This is a genomic window from Bradyrhizobium sp. BEA-2-5 (genome assembly GCF_032918025.1).
Lineage (GTDB): Bacteria > Pseudomonadota > Alphaproteobacteria > Rhizobiales > Xanthobacteraceae > Bradyrhizobium > Bradyrhizobium pachyrhizi.
This window is the reverse complement of record NZ_CP136629.1, coordinates 6191484-6210973: the sequence shown is the minus strand read 5'-3', so window position 1 is coordinate 6210973 and position 19490 is coordinate 6191484. Positions and strand designations below refer to the sequence as shown.

Here is a 19490-nt window from a genome sequence, read left to right as displayed (position 1 = left end):
ACGCAAAGTTTGTTGCCCGTCCTTCACGCCATATTTGTAACAGCAAGTCGGCGACGTCTTGAGCAACAAGGTGCCGTCACCAGCTCCGCTGTCGTCCCTGCGAAAGCAGGGACCCATACGCCGCGGCTTCTGTTGTGAACGGGACTCGTCATTCCAGCGTAGCCCGACGATCTGAATCCGTGGTTATGGGTCCCTGCTTTCGCAGGGACGACATGGAGTGTGCTGCCACTGATCACCGCAGGCTGGCGTTGATCTTGTCCAGCACCGCCGAGCCCGGGCACAGCGAGTCCGCCTCCAGGCTGTTGAGCGGGGTCTCGACCGTGTTGAGATGCTCGTGCAGGTCGTCTGCGTCGGGATCGACATAGAGCAGGCCGGTGACGATCTGGCCCTTGGCGGCGTGCTTCTGCAGGAAGGTCATCGCCCCCAGGCGGTCATGCGGATCGTAGTCGGCATCGATCTTGCGCAGCGCAATCCTGCTGCCGTCGTGCTGCTCGACCACCTGCACCGTGCCCGGCGCGTAATCGACGGCGATCGGATCGCGGCCGACCAGCACGTCGAGCCGGTTCACCGCGTCGTTGTGCTCCCGGACATAGTCGAAGCTCTTGGTCGAGCCGGCGTGATTGTTGAAGGCGATGCAGGGGCTGATGACGTCGATGAAGGACGCGCCCTTGTGGCGGATCGCGGCTGCGATCAGCGGCACCAGCTGGGTCTTGTCGCCCGAGAACGAGCGCGCGACGAAGGTGGCGCCGAGCTGCAGGGCGATCGCGACGAGGTCGATGGCGTTGTCGGTATTGGTGACGCCCTTCTTGCTCTTCGAGCCGCGGTCGGCGGTCGCCGAGAACTGGCCCTTGGTCAGGCCGTAGACGCCGTTGTTCTCGACGATATAGGTCATGTTGACGGCGCGCCGGATCGAATGCGCGAACTGGCCGAAACCGATCGAGGCGGAATCGCCGTCGCCGGAGACGCCGAGATAGATCAGGTCGCGGTTGGCGAGGTTCGCGCCGGTCAGCACGCTGGGCATACGGCCGTGCACGGAGTTGAAGCCGTGCGAATTGCCGAGGAAATAGTCCGGGGTCTTCGACGAGCAGCCGATGCCGGAGATCTTCGCCACCCGATGCGGCTCGATCGAGAGCTCGTAGCAGGCCTCGATGATCGAGGCCGTGATTGAATCGTGGCCGCAGCCGGCGCACAGCGTCGAGATCTTGCCCTCGTAGTCGCGATGCGTGTAGCCGAGCTCGTTCTTCTTGAGGCCCGGATGATGGAATTTCGGCTTTGCGATGTAGGTCATGCGAGCACCCGTAGTCCCAGCCTCGTCATGGCCGGGCTTGTCCCGGCCAACCACGTCTTGGCCGGAGAGAAGAAAGGCGTGGATGCCCGGGACGAGCCCGGGCATGACGGCGGACAGATCAGGTGATCGATCATGTCACGGCCTTGCGGAGAGGGGTCACCTTGAGGTGATCCTGGTGGTCGCCAATGGCTTTTGCGATGAAGCGGGCGGTAATCGGCGTGCCGTCGTAATGCACGATCGGCACGAGCCGCACCGGGTCGATACCGTTCTCGTTGACGATGAGCTGGCGCAGCTGGCTGTCGCGGTTCTGCTCGACCACGTAGACGAAATCGTGCTCGGCGAGGAAGCTCGCGACGCTCGAATGGAACGGGAAGGCGCGGATGCGAAGGCGGTCCAGCTGATGCCCGCGGGCTTCGAGCAACCCGATCGCCTCGTCCATCGCCGGCGAGGTCGAGCCGAAATAGATCACGCCGTACTTGGTCGGCCGTTCCGCATTGGCCTGCAGCGGCCGCGGCACCAGATCCTGTGCGGTCTCGAACTTGCGCACCAGGCGCTGCATGTTGTCGGCGTAGACCGTGCCTTCCTCGGAGTAACGCGCATAGCGATCACGCGAGGTGCCGCGGGTGAAGTAGGAGCCCTTGGTCGGATGCGTGCCGGGATAGGTGCGGTAGGGAATGCCGTCACCATCGACGTCGAGATAGCGGCCGAAGTCGCGGCCCTCCTCCAGCAGCTGTGCGGTCATGATCTTGCCGCGGTCGTACCGCCGGGCGTCGTCCCATTTCAGCGGACGGCAGAGCCGGTGGTTCATGCCGATGTCGAGATCGAGCATCAGGAAGATCGTGGTCTGAAGCCGTTCGGCGAGGTCGAACGCCGCGGCCGCGAACTCGAACGCCTCGGCGGGATCTTCCGGGAACAGCAGCACATGCTTGGTGTCGCCGTGCGAGGCATAGGCGCAGGCGATGATGTCGCATTGCTGGGTGCGGGTCGGCATGCCCGTGGAGGGGCCGGCACGCTGGATGTTCATGATCACGGCCGGGATCTCGGCGAAATAGGAGAGGCCGATGAACTCCGTCATCAGCGAGATGCCGGGACCTGAGGTCGCGGTGAAGGCCCGGGCGCCGTTCCAGGACGCGCCGATGACGATGCCGATCGAAGCCAGCTCGTCCTCGCCCTGCACGATCGCGTATTTCGCCTTGCCCGTCTCCGGATCGTGCCGGTACTTCTTGCAATGGGCCGTGAACGCCTCCGCCACCGACGAGGACGGCGTGATCGGGTACCACGCGCACACCGTGGCGCCGCCATAGACCGCGCCGAGCGCGGCGGCGCTGTTGCCTTCGATGAAGATGCGGTCGCCGACCTTGTCGGATTTCTTCACTCTGAGCCCGATCGGGCATTTCAGGTTCTGCAGCGCCCAGTCGCGCCCGAGATGCAGCGCGTGGACGTTGGAGGAGAGCAGCTTCTCCTTGCCCTTGTACTGCTCGCCGATCAGCTGCTCGATCAGCTTCGGGTCCATGTCGAGCAGCGCACTGAGGCTGCCGAGATAGATGATGTTCTTGAACAGCTGGCGCTGGCGCGGATCGGTGTAGGTCGAGTTGGTGATCGCTGTCAGCGGCACGCCGATCACGGTGATGTCGTCGCGGAATCTGGTCGACGGCATCGGCTTGGTGGAATCGTAGAACAGATAGCCGCCGGGCTCGATGCCGGCGACGTCCTTGTCCCAGGTCTGCGGGTTCATCGCCACCATCATGTCGACGCCGCCGCGGGCGCCGAGATGGCCGGCTTCCGTCACCCGCACCTCGTACCAGGTCGGCAGGCCCTGGATGTTGGAGGGGAAGATGTTGCGCGGGGACACCGGAACGCCATGGCGCAGGATCGCGCGGGCGAACATCTCGTTGGCGCTGGCCGAGCCCGAGCCGTTGACGTTGGCGAAGCGGACGACGAAGTCGTTTACGCTGCTGATCGGCTTTTTGTCGGACATGTCGAACCTGCGTAGGTCATCTCGATTAAATATTTCTGCATGTCCCAGGCGCCGGTGGGACAGCGCTCGGCACATAGCCCGCAATGCAGGCAGACGTCCTCGTCCTTGACCATCACCCGCCCGGTCTTGAGGTCGGAGGAGACGTAGAGGTCCTGGTCGGGATGCAGCGAGGGCGCCTTCAGGCGCTGGCGCAGATCATCCTCCTCGCCGTTATCAGTGAAGGTGATGCAATCCATCGGGCAGATGTCGACGCAGGCATCGCATTCGATGCAGAGCGAGGTCGAGAACACGGTCTGCACGTCGCAGTTCAGGCAGCGATGCGCCTCGCCGAGCGCGAGCTTGACGTCGTAGCCGAGCTCGACCTCGGCGCGGATGTCCTTGAGCGCGACGACCTTGTCGCGATGCGGCACCTTGTAGCGCTTGTCGACGGAGATGTCGTTGTCATAGCTCCATTCGTGGATGCCCATCTTCTGTGAGGAGACATGCACCTCCGGCAGCGGACGCTCGCTGATATCCTCACCCGACAGCATCTTGTGGATCGACAGCGCAGCATCATGGCCGTGCGCGACCGCCCAGATGATGTTCTTCGGGCCGAACGCGGCATCGCCGCCGAAGAACACCTTCGGGTTGGTCGAGACGAAGGTGTTCGGATCGACTTTCGGCATGTGCCATTTGTCGAACTCGATGCCGCAATCCTGCTCGATCCAGGGGAAGGCGTTCTCCTGGCCGACCGCGACCAGCACGTCGTCGCAGGGAATGGTCTGATCGGGGTCGCCCGAAGGCACGAGGTTACGGCGGCCTTTGGCGTCATATTCGGCTTTGACGTGCTGGAAGGTGACGCCGATGAGCTTGCCGGCGACCTGCTTGAATGCCACCGGCACCATGTAGTTGAGGATCGGAATATCCTCGTGGATCGCGTCCTCCTTCTCCCACGGCGAGGCCTTCATCTCCTCGAAGCCGGAGCGCACGATCACCGTGACTTTCTCGCCGCCGAGGCGGCGCGCGGTTCGGCAGCAATCCATCGCGGTGTTGCCGCCGCCGAGCACGATCACGCGCTTGCCGATCTTGTCGATATGGCCGAACGACACGTTGGCCAGCCATTCGATGCCGATATGGATGTTGCCGGCGGCTTCCTTCCGGCCGGGAATGTCGAGCTCGCGGCCGCGCGGCGCGCCGGAGCCGACGAAGATCGCATCATATTTCTCCGCAAGCAGCGCCTTCATGCTGTCGATGCGGTGGCCGCCTTTGAAGTCGACGCCGAGACCCAGGATGTAGCCGGTCTCCTCGTCGATCACGGAGTTGGGCAGGCGGAATTTCGGGATCTGCGTGCGCATCATGCCGCCGGCTTCCGGATCGGCATCGAACACCGTGCAATGATAGCCGAGCGGCGCGAGATCGCGCGCCACCGTCAGCGAAGCGGGACCGCCACCCACCAGCGCGACACGCTTGCCGTTCTTCGGCGCGGGCCGCGGCAGGCGCTGCCTGATGTCGTCCTTGAAGTCCGCGGCGACCCGCTTGAGGCGGCAGATCGCCACAGGAGTCTCCTCGACGCGTCCGCGGCGGCACGCGGGCTCGCACGGACGGTCGCAGGTGCGTCCCAGAATGCCGGGAAACACGTTCGACTTCCAATTGATCATGTAGGCGTCGCTGTAGCGGCCTTGTGCGATCAGTCGGATGTATTCGGGAACGGGGGTGTGCGCAGGACAGGCCCATTGGCAATCGACCACTTTGTGAAAGTAGTCGGGGGCCGCGATATCGGTCGGTTTCATTCCTACCTTTGACCCGCGCGAAAATGCCAGACCCGCGCGGCCTTATCGTTGACGACGAACGCTCACGTGGCGTTGTTCTGGTTTTTGAATTGGATCATAGGCTTATCTTATTAGAGCCGTTCCAGAGAAGGCAAAGGCTAAATTGTCCGATCATCAGCTTTCGCGCGGCTGATGCGCGTGTAGCGTTAATCTCGATTGCGTTATGTGGCGGTGCAGCATGATCTGCACCGCCACACTTGCTTGAGAGAATGTTTTTCGGGATAGCGTTCCGCACGTTTCCGGATCAGGCTTACTCGCGCGGCAGGTCGCTCTTCGCGATATCCCACAACAGCTTGTAGACGCCGCTGGTGACCACGAGCGGCTTCAAGGCTGCATTGCCGGTGATACCTGCGGCCGCTGCGGGGACCGCGCCGACGTCGGTGGCGTCGATCAGCACGAACCAGTCGCCCGCGCCGGGATCGGGTTTCTCCGCATCCGGCGTGAGCGGCTTCGACAGGTCAGGGTCGTTCTCCAGAAGGTGCATCGAGATGATGCCGTCGCGCGAAGCTGGATCGAGTTGCTCCCGCAATGCAGCGCGAAGTTTGTCCGCGCCTTCGGCGGGCGGGCGCAGGCGGATGATACCGAGCGCTGCACCTCTGCCGACGCCGCGGCTGATCGTGATGCGCGCGACCCCGCGGATCATGTTCTGAAAGCGCGCGATATTGGCCTTCGACCAGTCGGTCTGGTTGGCGAGCGCCTTGCGATAGGCCGGGCTCTCGAGCACATCGAAGGTCGCGGTCGAGTAGAGGCTGAGATATTTCGGCTTGCCGTCATGGGCGACGTAGCGGCGGGCTTCCAGGAAGCCGTCGATGGCGACCCGTTCCTCGAGATGCTCGCGGTCGTACCAGCGATTGAATTCAGCTTCGTGCAAGCTGTCGATATCCATCGAGGTCAGCAGCATGCCTTGTCCGGCGATTGGCATCGAGTGCTCCTTTTTTGTTTTGCCTGTTTTATCCGCGCAATATCGCCCGATCGCGTGGAGCAGGGAAGCCGGTTCCCGGCAGCGCAGACCAAGGATTGCCACAATTGCTGCAATCCTGTTCAGCACCGGTTCACAGAGGTAGCATTTCATTCGTTACGCCAACTCTCGAGAAGAAAAGGGACGACCACCATGGCACGCATTCTGTGGGCATTGATCGTCGGTCTGGTGTCGCTCGCCTCGCTTCCCGTGCATGCGCAGGATCAGGAAAAGCGTCTCGCACTTGTCGTCGGCAACGGCGCCTATGAGGCCGGCGCGTTGCAGACCGCCGCCAACGATGCCGGCCTGATCGCGCAAACGCTCCAGGCGGCGGGCTTCGACGTGGTCGGCGCGCGCGATCTCGACGGCGACACGCTGCGCAAATCGTTCCGCGATTTCATCCAGAAGGTGCAGGAGGCGGGGCCCAATGCCGTCGCCTTCGTCTATCTCGCCGGCTACGGCGTGCAGCTTGCCGGCGAGAATTATTTCATCCCGGTCGATTCCAACATCACCCGCGACACCGACGTGCCGGTCGAGGCGATCCGCATCTCCGACTACAGCCATCAACTCTCGGCGCTGCCGATCAAGGCCGGCGTGATCGTGCTCGATGCGGCGCGCAGCAATCCCTTCGCCAAGGACGGCCAGCCGCTGGCCGGCGGTCTTGCGCTGGTCGATCCCGATCCGAAGATGCTGATCGGCTTCAATTCGGCGCCCGGCACCGTTGCCCCTGACGGTGCGCCGCCCTACGGGCCTTACGCGCAAGCGCTGGCGGAAATGATCCGCACCGGCGGCCTGCCGCTGCCCGAGGTGTTCGACCGCGTGCGCTTGCGCGTCAACGAGATGACCAAGGGCGCCGAGATCCCGTGGGATGCACACAAGGTCGACGCGCCCTTCATGTTCTTCGAGCGCAAGCCGGACGCGCCGCCGCAGCAGGTCGATGCCGGGCTGCGCACCAAGCCGATCCGCGATTTCCCGGCGCAGGATGCCTACGCCGCGGCGCTGGAGCGCGACACGCTGCAGGGCTACGAGGATTACCTGCAGGCCTATCCGGACGATCCGCTGGCCAGGCGCGTGCGCGCGATCGTGGCGGCGCGCCGCGAGGCGATCACCTGGCGGCGGACCTATCGCGCCGATACGCCGGATGCCTATTGGTCGTATCTGCGCCGCTATCCGCGCGGGCCGCATGCCTACGACGCCCGGCGCCGGCTCGCCTATCTGTCGGCCGCGCTCGAGCCGCCGCCGCAGTTCACGGCGCTGGACTACGACGTGCCGCCACCGCCGCCGGAGGAGGTCATCTATGTCGACCGTCCGGTGCTGTATTTCAGCGATCCCGATTTCGGCTTCGCGCCGCCACCGCCGCCGCCGGTCTATTATCTGCCGCCGCCGCCGCCGGATTTCGTGGTGCTGGCGCCACCGCCGCCGCCGATCGGCCTGTACGTGCTGCCGACGCCGATGTTCGTGGCGATGCCGGCCTATGTCGCCGCTCCGGCCTATGTCGCGCCGCCGCAGAACAACATCGTGTTCAACAACATCCACAACACCACTGTCATCAACACGGTCATCAACAATCCCAACCCGACGCCGGCGCAGCTCCATGCGGCCGGGGTGACGGCGGCGATGGGCGGCGCGCCGGTGACGGCGGCACCGCGACTGCCGGCCGCGGCGATGCAGCGCGCCAATCTGCCGGGCGCTCCGCAAGGCGTGACGCCCGCGCAAGGTGCGGCGATGGGAGCTCCGCGCGCGGCACCAAATGCTGCCGCGGCACCGAACGCCGCTGCCACTCCGAATGCCGCCGCCGCACCGAATGCGATGGGCGCGCCGGGCACACCGGGTGCGCATACCCTGCCGGGCGCGAAAAATGGACCGCCGCTGCCGCAGTCGGCAACCGCACCGGCCAATGCCATGCAGCATGGCGCTGTGCCGCCGGGAGCCGCACAACCCGGCGCCGCGCAACCGGGGACAAAGCCGAATACGGTGGTGCCGGGCAAGCCGGCGGCTGCCATGGCGCCTGCCAATGCGCAGCCTGCTCCTCCGGCCAAGCCCGGTGTCGCCCCGGCGACAAACGCGCCCGCCTCACCCGCGGCCGCTGGCAAGCCAGGAGCGCGACCGCTTCCGCATGCGGCGACCGCTCCGACCGCAAACGTGAAGCCCTCGACGGCGCCGTCGCCGGCGAACCGCGCGATGTCGACACGGCCGACCCCGGCCGCGCGCCCGGCACCCGCGCGCGCGGCAGTGTCGCCGGCGCCGGTCTCGCGGCCCGCGCCGGCGCATGCGGCAGCTCCGCCGGTCCATGCCGTAGCTCCGCCAGTCCGGGCTGCGGCTCCGCCGCCGCGGCCGGTTGCCCCGCCACCTCGTGCTGCGGCTTTGCCGCCGCGTCCGGCCCCGGCACCGGCTCCGCGCGCCGCGCCGCCGCCACGGCCGGCGATGCAGGTGCAACACGCAGCGCCGCCACCGCGGATGGCGGCGCCGCCAAGGCCCGCGGCCGCGCCACGGGCAGCGCCGGCATGTCCTCCCGGCAAGTGCAAACATTGAGGGAAGCAAGGGAGCCGGTCGAGTTCTTCACCGGCTCTTGATGTCGAGGGTGTTCCGGCGGCGGGTCTAAAGCGCGATGCGATGAGGATGAATCGTCATTGCGCCTTAGGTCGTTGTTGAAGCATGATCTTTTCGGAAAACCGCTGCGCACCTTTCCGGATCATGCTTTAGCGCTTGGCCGCCAGATCCGCGATCGCCTTCATCACGGCGTTGCGGATGCCGGGATCGTAAAGGATATGGCCCGCGCCATCGATGATGCGGACCTCGCTGCCCGGCCAGCGCGCGGCGAGCGCGTGCGATGTCGCGGGCGGGCACAACAGATCGTAACGACCCTGCACCAGGATGCCGGGAATGCCGGCGAGCCTGCCGGCCTCGTCCATCAATTGACGCGGCCGCATGAAGCAATTGTTGGCGAAGTAATGCGCCTCCATGAACGGCGTCGAGGGCAGGGCGCCCGAGGCCTTGAGGTCGAGCCGCGTCTGCTTCGGCGTGTGCTCCGACAACGCGCGTTCGGTGTCGTGCCAGGCGCGCGCGGCCGGCGCGTGCACGGCGGCGTCCGGATCGAGGATGCGGCGATAATAGGCCGCAAGCGGCGATGCGCGCTCGCTCTCGGGCAGGACGTTGAGGAAGTCCTCGTGGAGGGCGGGATAGAAGCGCGGCAGGGCGCGCAGGAAAACGTCGTCCAGCTCCTCGGCTGTGCCGAGAAACGTCGCGCGCAGCACCAGCCCGCTGACCCTGTCAGGATGGGCCTGCGCATAGGCCAGCGCCAGCGTCGCGCCCCAGGAGCCGCCGACCAGCATCCAGCGTGTGAAGCCGAATTTCTCGCGGATCTTCTCCATATCCGCGATCAGGTGCTGCGTCGTGTTGTTGTCGCGGCCTCCCTTGGGCCTGCTGCGGCCGCAGCCGCGCTGGTCGAACAATACGGCGCAGAAGCGATCAGGGTCGAACAGTCGGCGATGGTCGGGCTGGCAGCCGCTGCCGGGCCCGCCATGCAGATAGACCGCAGGGATTCCGTCAGCGCGGCCGACGCTCTCGACATGGAGCTCGTGGCCGTCGCCGACATCGAGCATCTCGGAGGTCAGCGGCGCAAAGGGATCAGCACGCCTCGCGGCCTTGCCGACGTCGGCGTCAGGCGCCATTGCGCTTGTCCTGGGATTCGTTCCGGGGGTCGTCCGTCTCCAGCGTGCCGCCGGCGAAGTTGCGATACAGGAAGCGGTTCTGCGTGCCGGCGGATTCCCGCTCGGCCTGCTTGAAGATGGTCTCGTGCAGTGGCGACAGCGCGCAGGCCGGATCGGTATTGGCCGCATCGCCCGTCAGCGCGAAGGCCTGGCAGCGGCAGCCGCCGAAATCGATCTCGCGGAACTCGCAAGATTTGCACGGCTCCTTCATCCAGCCGGTGCCGCGATAGCGGTTGAAGGCCTCCGAGTTCTGCCAGATCCAGGCGATCGAATGGTTGGAGCGCACGGATTCGAAGTCGAGCCCGGTGATGCTCTCGGCGGCGTGGCAGGGCAGCACCTTGCCGGCGGGCGAGATGTTGAAGAACTGCCGGCCCCAGCCGCCCATGCATTTCTTCGGCCGCAGCGCGTAATAGTCCGGCACGACGTAGTCGATCGTGAGCGTGCCCTTCAGGCGCACCTGGGCTTCCTCGACGATGCGGCTGGTCTCCTCGATCTGCTCGATCGTCGGCATCAGTGCGGCGCGATTCTTCAGCGCCCAGCCGTAATATTGCACATTGGCGACCTCGAGTCGGTCGGCGTCGAGGTCGAGCGCCATCTGGACGATGTCAGGGAGCTGATGCAGGTTCTGCCGATGCATCACCGCGTTCACGGTGAGCGGCAGATCGAGCTCGCGCGTCCATTTCGCCACTTGGAGCTTCTTTTTGTGCGCATCCTTCAGCCCTGCCACGCGGTCGGCGACGCCGGGTTCATTGCCCTGGAAGCTGATCTGCACATGGCTGAGGCCGGCGTCGGCCAGCGCCGAAAGCTTGTCCCTGGTCAGCAGCACCGCCGAGGTGATCAGGTTGGTGTAGAGGCCGGCGTCGCTGGCGTGCTTCACCAGCTCGACGAGGTCCTTGCGCGCGGTTGGCTCGCCGCCGGAGAAATGCACCTGGAGCACGCCGATCTCGGCGAGCTCGCTCAAGACCTTCTTCCATTCCCCGGTGGTCAGCTCCTTGGCCGAGCGGTCGAGCTCGACCGGGTTGGAGCAATAGGGGCATTGCAGCGGGCAGCGATGGGTGATCTCGAGCAGCACCGCGAGCGGGATGCCGAAGGTCTCCGCTGCCGAGCGCGTTTGTTCGAGCACCGCGAGCCCGTCGGTTGGGCCTGCTGTCGTCGTCTTGTTGTCGGCGAGCGTGTCACTCATGCTGTGCTCTCGCGCGCTTCGGTGAGAAAACCCTTGTCGGCCAGATCCTGCAGCATCGCGATCACGTCGGTCGCGATCGCCTCGCGTGGGGCGGCGTATTTTTCCGCGAGTTGGTCCACCATCTCGGCGACACTGCGCACGCCGTCACACAGCTGCAGTACCTCGACCGCGATGTCGTCCGGCGCCAGCACGCGCTCCGGCGCCAGGATAACCCAGACCTGCCGCGTCTCGTCGAATTTCAGCTTGGTATGGCGCGGCAGTTTCGGCCGGCTGGTCTCGCTGACATTGATGTTGCGGCTGGCCATGATCGTGTCTCTAACCTGTCTTGGGCACGAATGCGCCCGGCGGAATGTGGCCCTCGACATAGGCGTGCTGGAGCGCGTCCAGCTGCACCCACAGCACGTTGGTCTTGAAGATCAGCGCATTGCAGACGGAGGCGCGCTCCTCCGGCGTCCTCGCATGCGTCTTGACATAGTCCAGCGCGAAATTGGCATCGCGCGGCGCCTGGGTCAGGCGGCGCTTGAAGTAGCTCATGATATCGGGGTTGACGAAATCGTAGTGCTCCAGCATGCCGGCGATGCGCTCTTCATGAAGGTTCGGAGCGAACAGCTCGGTCAGCGAGGAGGCGATCGCCTCCAGCGGGCTCTTCTCGCGGCAATAGTGGACGTAGGCTTCGACGGCGAAGCGCGTCGCCGGCAGGATGCCTTCGGTGGATTCCACGTAGGCCGTATCGAGCCCGAGCCCTTCGGTCAGCTTCAGCCAGCGCTCGATGCCGCCCTCGCTGCCGACATCGCCATCATGGTCCTCGATGCGGTGGCGCCATTCCAGGCGGGTGGCGCGGTCGCGGAAGCGCGAGATCACCACCGCGTCCTTGATCGGAATCGTGCTCTGGTAATAGTAGCGGTTGAGCGCCCAGGCCTGCACCTGGCCCTTGTTCAGCTTGCCGCCATGCAGCAGCTTATGGAACGGATGCAGGCTGTGATAGCGCGTCGCCCCGATATGGCGCAGCGTCGCCTCGAGCTCATCGGCGCTAGTGAGCCTGATGTCCCTGCCGATCGAGAGCGCGGTCATTCCAGTGGTAGGCACGACATTCACAGCACGATCTCCGTTCCATCCGCGGGTATCTGCCAGCCCGCCTGCTCGGCGGCCTTGCGCTCGGGCGAGCCGGGCAGCAGCGCCGGATTCGAGTTATTGATATGCAGAAACACTTTTCGTCCGATGTCGAGCCCGGCGAGGCTGGCGATCGCACCCTGATCGCCCGACATCGCGATATGGCCCATGCCCTGGCCGGTCTTGTTGCCAAGGCCCGCCGCGATCAGTTCGTCGTCGCGCCACACCGTGCCGTCGAAAAACACCAGCGGGGCGCCCCTGAGCCGGGATTTCAGGTCGTCAGTCACCCGTGCGCAGGCGGCCAGGAAATAGAAATATTTGCCGCTGCGCCTGTCCGCAATACGCAGGCCGAGCGTATCGCCGACGCCGTCGGCGCCCGCCGGATGCGCCTTGCCCTCGAGATACCATGCGCCCTTGCCGGGAACCTCAAACGGCAGCACCTCGAGCCCGGACGGCGATCCGTCGGGCAGGGCCGGTTCGAAGGCCTGGTCGACCGCGATCGGCCGACGGTCGACGTTCTTGTCACTGAGCACGTTGAAGATGCTGTTCGAGCGCAGGATCGCAAGCACCCGCTCATGCGCGTAGATCGTGAACGGCGATCCCTCACGCATCGACAGCAGCCCTGCGACCGCGTCGATCTCGCCATTGGTGAGGATGACGCCCGCGATCGGACTATGGCGCAGTGCGCCAGGCCTCGGATGCAGCTGCGACGTGGCAATCAGCTGCTGGCGCAGATCCGGGGAGGCATTGACCAGGAACCAGTGCACGCCATCGCCGCTGACGGCGATCGAGGCTTGCGTGCTCTGCAGTTCGGGATGGTTGCTTCGCGCCGTCCTGCAGACGGCACAGCCACAGTTCCACTGCGGAACGCCGCCACCCGCTGCGGCACCCAGGACGACGACACGAAGCATGATCCGTCCCCTGGAGAAGCTTGGCCTGGAGAAGTTTGTTGGACCCAGAAACGTTACGAGGTGGACCCCGGATTTGAAACACACTCCCTTGTTCGGGAGCGCGTTACGCCCGGATGTCCACCTGCGCTAAAACGCTAAACGTGTAGAGGGCGCTGCCGCTTACTTGCGGGTGGCGCTCACATACATGTTGATTTCCATGCCGCAGGGCACTTCGACGATCTTCGGGGCTTTCCAGGCCATTTCGGCTCTCCTTGTTGCAACCGGACGAACTTTCCGCCCTGCAGGCTAAATTACTGTGGTTGGAAAAGTTCGCCAGTTAAATTTTCTGTAAGGTGCCGCCTCGAAGGGGCATGCTGCACTGCGGCAAGAAAATCCCGCCCACTCACAAATTTGTGCGCGCGTTTCCCGTCAAAAGCCCGTGGCATCAGACCTTTTTCCTGTTGTTCGCCACACGGTGAATGGTGATGTTGGCTTAAGTAAGCAGGGGCCCCGCGGTCCTCCGAAGGTCCTGGTGACGATCCTGTGCTTCCCGGTGACGGGAGGCGACTAACCGAGCCGAGTTCAGCCGATGCCACGCTACTTCTTCAACACCCGTATCGGCGACGAGCTGATCTCCGATCCCGACGGCGAAATCCTGCGGGATCCGGATCGTGCGTGGGAAATGGCGCGTGCGATGATTCGCGAATTGCTCAAGACCGAGGGCGCCGACGGCGCGCTGCTCAGCGCCGTGATCGAGGTGACCGACGACGAGGGCGAGGTCGTGCTGGAGTTTCCATTCACGGAGGCGATTCTCGATCGCCCGGACCGCTCGATGACAAGGCACTGACGCGCGCTGGCCCGCAGCGCGGCCACAACCATGCGTTGGCCGATGCCAGCATGCTTCCGATTGCAATTGTCCGGACAAATTCACAAGACTATGAACGGAAAGCCGAACGGCGCCGGGCGACGTCAATGGCGCAATTAACAACGGCTTCCACCCAGGGGAGATCTTCATGAAAAAACACTCGTTCGCACCGCGCAGCTTGCTGCTCGCGGGGGCCATGCTCGGGGCGTTCACGCTCTCTGCTGCGGCGCAGCAGGCCGCGCCGGCGGCAGGTGCCGCCCCCGCCGCCCAGCCGCTGCCGCCTGGCTCGCCCTTGATCGGGCGTCCGGACAATGAAGCCGCCGCCAAGCTCGCGCCGGTGGCGCCGCCGCCGCTGCCGTCCGCGCCCGACAAGCTGCCGCTCGCCAAGCTCAAGGCGCCGGCCGGCTTCAATGTCGAGGTCTATGCGGCCGGCATGGCCAATGCGCGCTCGCTGGCGCTTGGCGACAAGGGCACGGTGTTCGTCGGCAGCCGGCTCGTCGACAAGGTTTATGCGATCGTCAACAAGGACGGCAAGCGCTCGGTCAAGGTGATCGCCTCCGGCCTCTATCGTCCGAACGGCGTCGCCTTCAAGGACGGCACGCTCTACATCGCCGAGCTCTCGAAGGTCTCCAAGATCGACAAGATCGAGGACAATCTGGACAACCCGCCGAAGCCCACCGTCATTTACGACAAGCTGCCGAAGGACGAGGCGCATGGCTGGAAGTTCATCGCCGTCGGTCCCGACAACAAGCTTTATGTTCCGGTCGGACAGCCCGGCAACAATGTGCTGCATGACGCCGACCACGGCCAGATCCGCCGCATGAATCTCGATGGCTCCAGCGCCGAGGTCTACGCGCTCGGCGTGCGCAACACGGTCGGCTTCGACTGGAATCCCGAGAACAAGCAGATGTACTTCACCGACAATGGCCGCGACTGGCTGTCGGAGACGGTGCCGGAAGACGAGCTTAACCGCATCACCAAGGCGGGCGAGGATTTCGGCGCGCCGTACTGCTACCAGGGCAACATCATCGACCAGGAGCTCGGCTGGGGCAAGAACTGCAAGAACTACACCGCTCCGGTCGGCCTGATGGGCCCGCATACCGCTTCGCTCGGCATGCGCTTCTACACCGGCAGCATGTTCCCGAAGAGCTACAAGAACGTGATCTTCGTCGCGCGTCACGGCTCCTGGAACAAGTCGCAGAAGCAGGGCGGTGACGTGGTCGCCGTCAGGCTTAACAAGGACGGCACCGTGAAGTCGATGGAGCCGTTCCTGACCGGCTTCCTCGAGGACAACAAGTATGTCGGCCGCCCGGTCGACGTGATGCTGCTGAAGGATGGCTCGCTGCTGGTCTCCGACGACTGGAACGGCGCGGTCTATCGCGTCAGCTACGGCAAGCCGAAGGTCGCCAATCAGTAACAACCACCAACGTCATTCCGGGGCGATGCGCAGCATCGAACTCAGGGTGCGCAGTTGCGCACCTGAGAATCTCGAGATTCCGGGTCTGGTCCTCGCGCACCAGCCCGGAATGACGGAATTGCCGGGAGCAACCGATGCGCAAGACGATCATTCCAGGGCTCCTGGCTGCATTCACTGTTTTCTCAGCAAATGCCGAGACCATCCAGGAGCGCGCCGCGGCGTGCTTTGCCTGCCATGGCGAGCATGGCACGTCGGAAACCGAGAACACGCCGTCGCTCGGCGGCCAGACGGCGCCCTATGCGCTGATCCAGCTCTTCATGTTCCGCGAGAAGCTGCGGGTGTTCGAGCCGATGAACGAGATGGCGAAGCCGCTGACCGACGACGATTTGCGCAGCTTCTCGGATTTCATCGCGACCTTGCCGAAGCCCACGCCGCCTGCTGATGCCAGCGATCCGGCGCGGATGGCGCGGGGCCAGGCGCTGGCGCAGCAGAACCGCTGCAATAGCTGCCACAACACCGATTTCTCCGGCAAGGAGAATGTCCCGCGCATCGCCAACCAGCGCGAGGACTACCTCGCCAAGACGCTGGCCGAATACAAGGACAACAGCCGCCACGGCTATGATGCCACCATGGCCGACGTGATGCAGACGGTGACCAAGGAGCAGATCGGCGACCTTGCCTATTACATCGCGCATGTCCGCTGAAACATCAGGCGGCGGACCGCTGGCCATGTTCTCCGCGCGGCGCTAAAACGCAGCGTCACACGGAGTTGCACATGCAGGATATTTGGCGTCTGTCGGCGGCCGAGCTCGCCAGCCTCATCAAATCGAAGAAGGTGTCGGCGAAGGAGGCGGCGGAGGCCGGGCTCGCCCGGCTCGACGCGGTCAACCCGAAGCTCAACGCGGTGGTCGATCACCGGCCGGACGACGTGCTGGCGCAGGCGGCCAAGATCGATGCGGCCATTGCGCGCGGCGAGGCGGTCGGGCCGCTCGCCGGCGTGCCCGTCACCATCAAGGCCAATGTCGACCAGGAAGGCTTTGCCACCACCAACGGCCTGAAGCTCCAGCGCGACGTCATCGCGCGCGAGGACAATCCGGTGGTTGCCAATTTCCGCAAGGCCGGCGCCGTCCTGCTCGGCCGCACCAATTGCCCGGCCTTCTCCTACCGCTGGTTCACCACCAATCTCATTCATGGCGATACCAAGAACCCCCGCGACGCCGCGCTGACGCCGGGCGGCTCCTCCGGCGGCGCCGGCTCGGCGGTCGCGGCCGGCATCGGCCACATCGCCCACGGCACCGACATCGCCGGCTCGATCCGCTATCCCGCCTATGCCTGCGGCGTGCACGGCCTGCGTCCGACGCTCGGCCGCATCCCCGCCTTCAACCCGGCGCTGCCGGAGCGCCCGATCGGGCCGCAGATCATGGCGGTCTCGGGACCGCTGGCGCGCACCGTCAACGACATCGGGATTTCGCTCGAGGCGATGTCGGCCCCGGACTATCGCGACCCCTGGTATGCGCCGGTGCCGCTCGAAGGCCCGCCGCGCGAGAAGCGCGTTGCGATGTGCCTCAATCCGGACGGTCTTAATCCGGTGCCGGAAGTGGTCGCCGCGGTGGCCGACGCCGGCAAGCGCTTGCAGAAGGCCGGCTGGATCGTCGAGGAAATTGCAAACACGCCGTCCTTGCGCGAGGCGGCCGAGATCCAGACCCGGCTCTGGCTCGGCGACGGCTACGAGGCCCAGCTCGCCTTCGCCGAGCGCGAGGGCGATCCCGGCGCGCTGGCCTGCCTGCGCGGCAACCGCGCCAGGGTGCATCCGTTCGACCTGTCGCAGGCGCTGACCCGCCGCGCCACCCTGACGCGCGAATGGTTCGCCTTCTTCGAACAATATGCGGTGCTGCTGACGCCGGTCTCCGGCGAGCTGCCGTTCCCGGATCATCTCGACCGCAAGGACGACGAATCCTTCAAGCGGGTCTGGGAGGCGCAGCTGCCGCAGATCGCCATTCCCTTCATGGGCCTGCCGGGCCTCGTGGTCTCCACCGGGCTCGTCGGCCGGATCCCGGTCGGCGTGCAACTGGTGGCCGGACGCTACCGCGAGGATCTCTGCCTTGCCGCGGGCGAGGCGGTCGAGGCCGGCGGCACGCCGTCGGCTGCGATCGATCCGGTCGGTTGAGATGGCAACCGTCTACGATTTCACCGCCAAGTCGCTCGCCGGCGACGACGTGCCGTTGCAGCGGTTCGAGGGCCAGGTGCTCTTGATCGTGAACACGGCGAGCGCGTGCGGGTTCACGCCGCAATATAAGGGCCTGCAGGAGCTGCACGCGGGGCTCTCGCCGCGCGGCTTCTCCGTGCTCGGCTTTCCCTGCAACCAGTTCGGGGCGCAGGAGCCGGGCGATGCGAAGCAGATCGCCGCGTTCTGCGAGACCAACTACGCTGTGACGTTTCCGATGTTCGCCAAGATCGACGTCAATGGCTCAGGTGCGCATCCATTGTACGAACATCTGAAACGTGAGAAGTCGGGCCTGCTCGGGCCGGCGATCAAATGGAACTTCACCAAGTTCCTGGTCGATCGCGCCGGCAAGGTCGTGGCGCGGCATGCGCCGACTGCCCGGCCCGAAGGATTGAGGAAGGATATCGAGGCGCTGCTATGAGCGACGACAACGACTCCAACGACGAATTTCCGGACCGCCTTTCGGTCGACCCGAACAGCCCCTATTACAATGCGGACATTCTAGCGCGCGACGTCGGCATCCGCTTCAAGGGCATCGAGAAGACCAACGTCGAGGAGTACTGCATCAGCGAAGGATGGGTCCGCGTCACCGCCGGCAACGCCAAGGACCGCCACGGCAATCCGCTGACCATCAAGGTGCATGGGCCGGTGGAGCCGTATTTCAGGGACAAGACGAAGTCCTGAAGCTGCTTCCTCTGCCGTCATTGCGAGCGAAGCAATCCACGTCTCCGCTCGTTGAGAAATGGATTGCTTCGTCGCTTCGCTCCTCGCAATGACGAGGAGAGGACGCCTAACTTAGAAAGCCCCCCATGTCCGTCCGCATCGTCGACGTCAGCGAGATCACGAAACCGATCTCGTCCCCGATCCGCAACGCCTATATCGACTTCACGAAGATGACGACGAGTCTCGTCGCCGTCGTCACTGATGTCGTGCGCGACGGCAAGCGCGTCGTCGGCTACGGCTTCAACTCGAACGGCCGCTACGGGCAGGGTGGCCTGATCCGCGAGCGGTTCGCCGCGCGCATCCTCGAAGCCGATACGAAGTCGCTGCTGGATGCGGCCGGCGACAATCTCGACCCCGACAAGGTCTGGGGCGCGATGATGACCAACGAGAAGCCGGGCGGACATGGCGAGCGCTCGGTCGCGGTCGGCACCATCGACATGGCGGTGTGGGACGCGGTGGCGAAGATCGCAGGCAAGCCGCTGTTTCGCCTGCTCGCCGAACGTCACGGCCTGACCGCCGATCCGCGCGTCTTCGTGTATGCCGCCGGCGGCTACTACTATCCCGGCAAGGATCTCTCGATGCTGCGCGGCGAGATGCGCGGCTATCTCGACCGCGGCTACAACGTCGTGAAGATGAAGATCGGCGGCGCGTCCATCGAGGAAGACCGCACCCGCATCGAGGCGGTGCTGAAGGAGATCGGCAACGACGCGCAGCTCGCCGTCGACGCCAACGGCCGCTTCAACCTGGAGACCGGCATTGCCTACGCCAAGATGCTGCGCGACTACCCCCTGTTCTGGTACGAGGAGGCCGGCGATCCCCTCGACTACGCGCTGCAGGCCGCGCTCGCCGAATTCTATCCGGGCCCGATGGCGACAGGTGAAAACCTGTTCAGCCACCAGGATGCCCGCAACCTGATCCGCTACGGCGGCATGCGTCCCGACCGCGACTGGCTGCAATTCGACTGCGCGCTGTCCTACGGCCTGTGCGAATACCAGCGCACGCTCGAGGTGCTGAAGACCCACGGCTGGTCGCCCAGTCGCTGCATCCCCCATGGCGGCCACCAGATGTCGCTCAACATCGCAGCCGGCCTTGGTCTCGGCGGCAATGAAAGCTATCCCGACCTGTTCCAGCCCTATGGCGGCTTCCCGGACGGCGTCCGCGTCGAGAACGGCCACATCACCATGCCGGAGCTGCCAGGCATCGGCTTCGAAGGCAAGTCGGATCTCTACAAGGAGATGAGAGCGCTGGCGGAGTAAGTCCGGCCCGCGACTGGCGATCCGCCGGGCGCGGGGTGGCCTGAGTTCGTTCGCAAAAATTCGTGAGCGGCGCTCAAGAA

The 19490-nt window shown here is 65.1% G+C and carries 18 protein-coding genes; 8 read left to right on the top strand and 10 right to left on the bottom strand.

Annotated features, from left to right (window positions below):
* Window positions 1-232: 232 nt before the first annotated feature.
* The 4 genes from RX327_RS29380 to RX327_RS29365 form a co-directional block, all read right to left on the bottom strand.
* Window positions 233-1288: a 2-oxoacid:ferredoxin oxidoreductase subunit beta gene (locus RX327_RS29380; protein WP_317247896.1), complete on the bottom strand. Its 1056-nt coding sequence runs from the start codon at window positions 1286-1288 to the stop codon at window positions 233-235.
* A 130-nt stretch (window positions 1289-1418) separates the two neighbouring features.
* Window positions 1419-3266: a 2-oxoacid:acceptor oxidoreductase subunit alpha gene (locus tag RX327_RS29375; protein WP_317247895.1), complete on the bottom strand. Its 1848-nt coding sequence runs from the start codon at window positions 3264-3266 to the stop codon at window positions 1419-1421.
* Window positions 3236-5035 carry an FAD-dependent oxidoreductase gene (locus RX327_RS29370; protein ID WP_317247894.1) on the bottom strand — a complete coding sequence of 600 codons (1800 nt, stop codon included), beginning with the start codon at window positions 5033-5035 and terminating at the stop codon, window positions 3236-3238. The genes RX327_RS29375 and RX327_RS29370 overlap by 31 nt, the downstream gene beginning before the upstream one ends.
* A gap of 289 nt (window positions 5036-5324) precedes the next feature.
* A complete protein-coding gene (locus RX327_RS29365; RefSeq protein ID WP_050383242.1) occupies window positions 5325-5996 on the bottom strand; it encodes a DUF4286 family protein in 672 nt (223 codons plus the stop codon).
* A gap of 189 nt (window positions 5997-6185) precedes the next feature.
* On the opposite strand from RX327_RS29365, the gene RX327_RS29360 reads away from it, so the two are divergent.
* Window positions 6186-8564 (top strand): caspase family protein, encoded by a 2379-nt coding sequence (locus RX327_RS29360; RefSeq protein WP_317247893.1) that lies wholly within the window; start codon window positions 6186-6188, stop codon window positions 8562-8564.
* Between the two features lie 167 nt (window positions 8565-8731).
* On the opposite strand, the gene pip is transcribed toward RX327_RS29360, so the two are convergent.
* The 6 genes from pip to pqqA all read right to left on the bottom strand — a co-directional run bounded on the left by pip (window position 8732) and on the right by pqqA (window position 13186).
* Complete coding sequence (gene pip / locus RX327_RS29355; RefSeq protein WP_317247892.1) at window positions 8732-9703, bottom strand: prolyl aminopeptidase; 972 nt, start codon at window positions 9701-9703, stop codon at window positions 8732-8734.
* Entirely contained in the window at window positions 9693-10925 is a 1233-nt protein-coding gene (gene pqqE, locus RX327_RS29350; RefSeq protein WP_317247891.1) for a pyrroloquinoline quinone biosynthesis protein PqqE, read from the bottom strand. Before pqqE ends, pip begins: the two co-directional genes overlap by 11 nt.
* Window positions 10922-11230, bottom strand: a complete 309-nt coding sequence (pqqD, locus tag RX327_RS29345; RefSeq protein ID WP_028332665.1) for a pyrroloquinoline quinone biosynthesis peptide chaperone PqqD — start codon at window positions 11228-11230, stop codon at window positions 10922-10924. The genes pqqE and pqqD overlap by 4 nt, the downstream gene beginning before the upstream one ends.
* A 10-nt stretch (window positions 11231-11240) precedes the next feature.
* A complete protein-coding gene (gene pqqC / locus RX327_RS29340; protein ID WP_317251348.1) occupies window positions 11241-11996 on the bottom strand; it encodes a pyrroloquinoline-quinone synthase PqqC in 756 nt (251 codons plus the stop codon).
* Window positions 11997-12016: 20 nt separating this feature from the next.
* Window positions 12017-12946, bottom strand: coding sequence for a pyrroloquinoline quinone biosynthesis protein PqqB (gene pqqB / locus RX327_RS29335; RefSeq protein WP_317247890.1), 930 nt, complete (start codon window positions 12944-12946; stop codon window positions 12017-12019).
* A 159-nt stretch (window positions 12947-13105) separates the two neighbouring features.
* Window positions 13106-13186 carry a pyrroloquinoline quinone precursor peptide PqqA gene (pqqA, locus tag RX327_RS29330; RefSeq protein ID WP_007595659.1) on the bottom strand — a complete coding sequence of 27 codons (81 nt, stop codon included), beginning with the start codon at window positions 13184-13186 and terminating at the stop codon, window positions 13106-13108.
* 328 nt (window positions 13187-13514) lie between these two features.
* Here pqqA and RX327_RS29325 point away from each other — a divergent pair, with 328 nt between their 5' ends.
* The 7 genes from RX327_RS29325 to tarD all read left to right on the top strand — a co-directional run bounded on the left by RX327_RS29325 (window position 13515) and on the right by tarD (window position 19410).
* Window positions 13515-13772 (top strand): DUF6894 family protein, encoded by a 258-nt coding sequence (locus RX327_RS29325; protein ID WP_028332662.1) that lies wholly within the window; start codon window positions 13515-13517, stop codon window positions 13770-13772.
* A gap of 166 nt (window positions 13773-13938) precedes the next feature.
* The gene (locus tag RX327_RS29320) at window positions 13939-15207 is read left to right on the top strand and encodes a PQQ-dependent sugar dehydrogenase (RefSeq protein ID WP_317247889.1); all 1269 of its coding nucleotides are present in this window, start codon (window positions 13939-13941) and stop codon (window positions 15205-15207) included.
* Between the two features lie 134 nt (window positions 15208-15341).
* The gene (locus tag RX327_RS29315) at window positions 15342-15911 is read left to right on the top strand and encodes a c-type cytochrome (RefSeq protein WP_050383235.1); all 570 of its coding nucleotides are present in this window, start codon (window positions 15342-15344) and stop codon (window positions 15909-15911) included.
* Between the two features lie 71 nt (window positions 15912-15982).
* Window positions 15983-17374, top strand: coding sequence for an amidase family protein (locus RX327_RS29310; protein ID WP_317247888.1), 1392 nt, complete (start codon window positions 15983-15985; stop codon window positions 17372-17374).
* A gap of 1 nt (window position 17375) precedes the next feature.
* Entirely contained in the window at window positions 17376-17852 is a 477-nt protein-coding gene (locus RX327_RS29305) for a glutathione peroxidase (RefSeq protein WP_317247887.1), read from the top strand.
* Window positions 17849-18115, top strand: coding sequence for a DUF3297 family protein (locus RX327_RS29300; protein WP_317247886.1), 267 nt, complete (start codon window positions 17849-17851; stop codon window positions 18113-18115). Before RX327_RS29305 ends, RX327_RS29300 begins: the two co-directional genes overlap by 4 nt.
* A gap of 125 nt (window positions 18116-18240) precedes the next feature.
* Window positions 18241-19410, top strand: a complete 1170-nt coding sequence (gene tarD, locus RX327_RS29295; protein ID WP_317247885.1) for a D(-)-tartrate dehydratase — start codon at window positions 18241-18243, stop codon at window positions 19408-19410.
* Window positions 19411-19490: the final 80 nt, after the last annotated feature.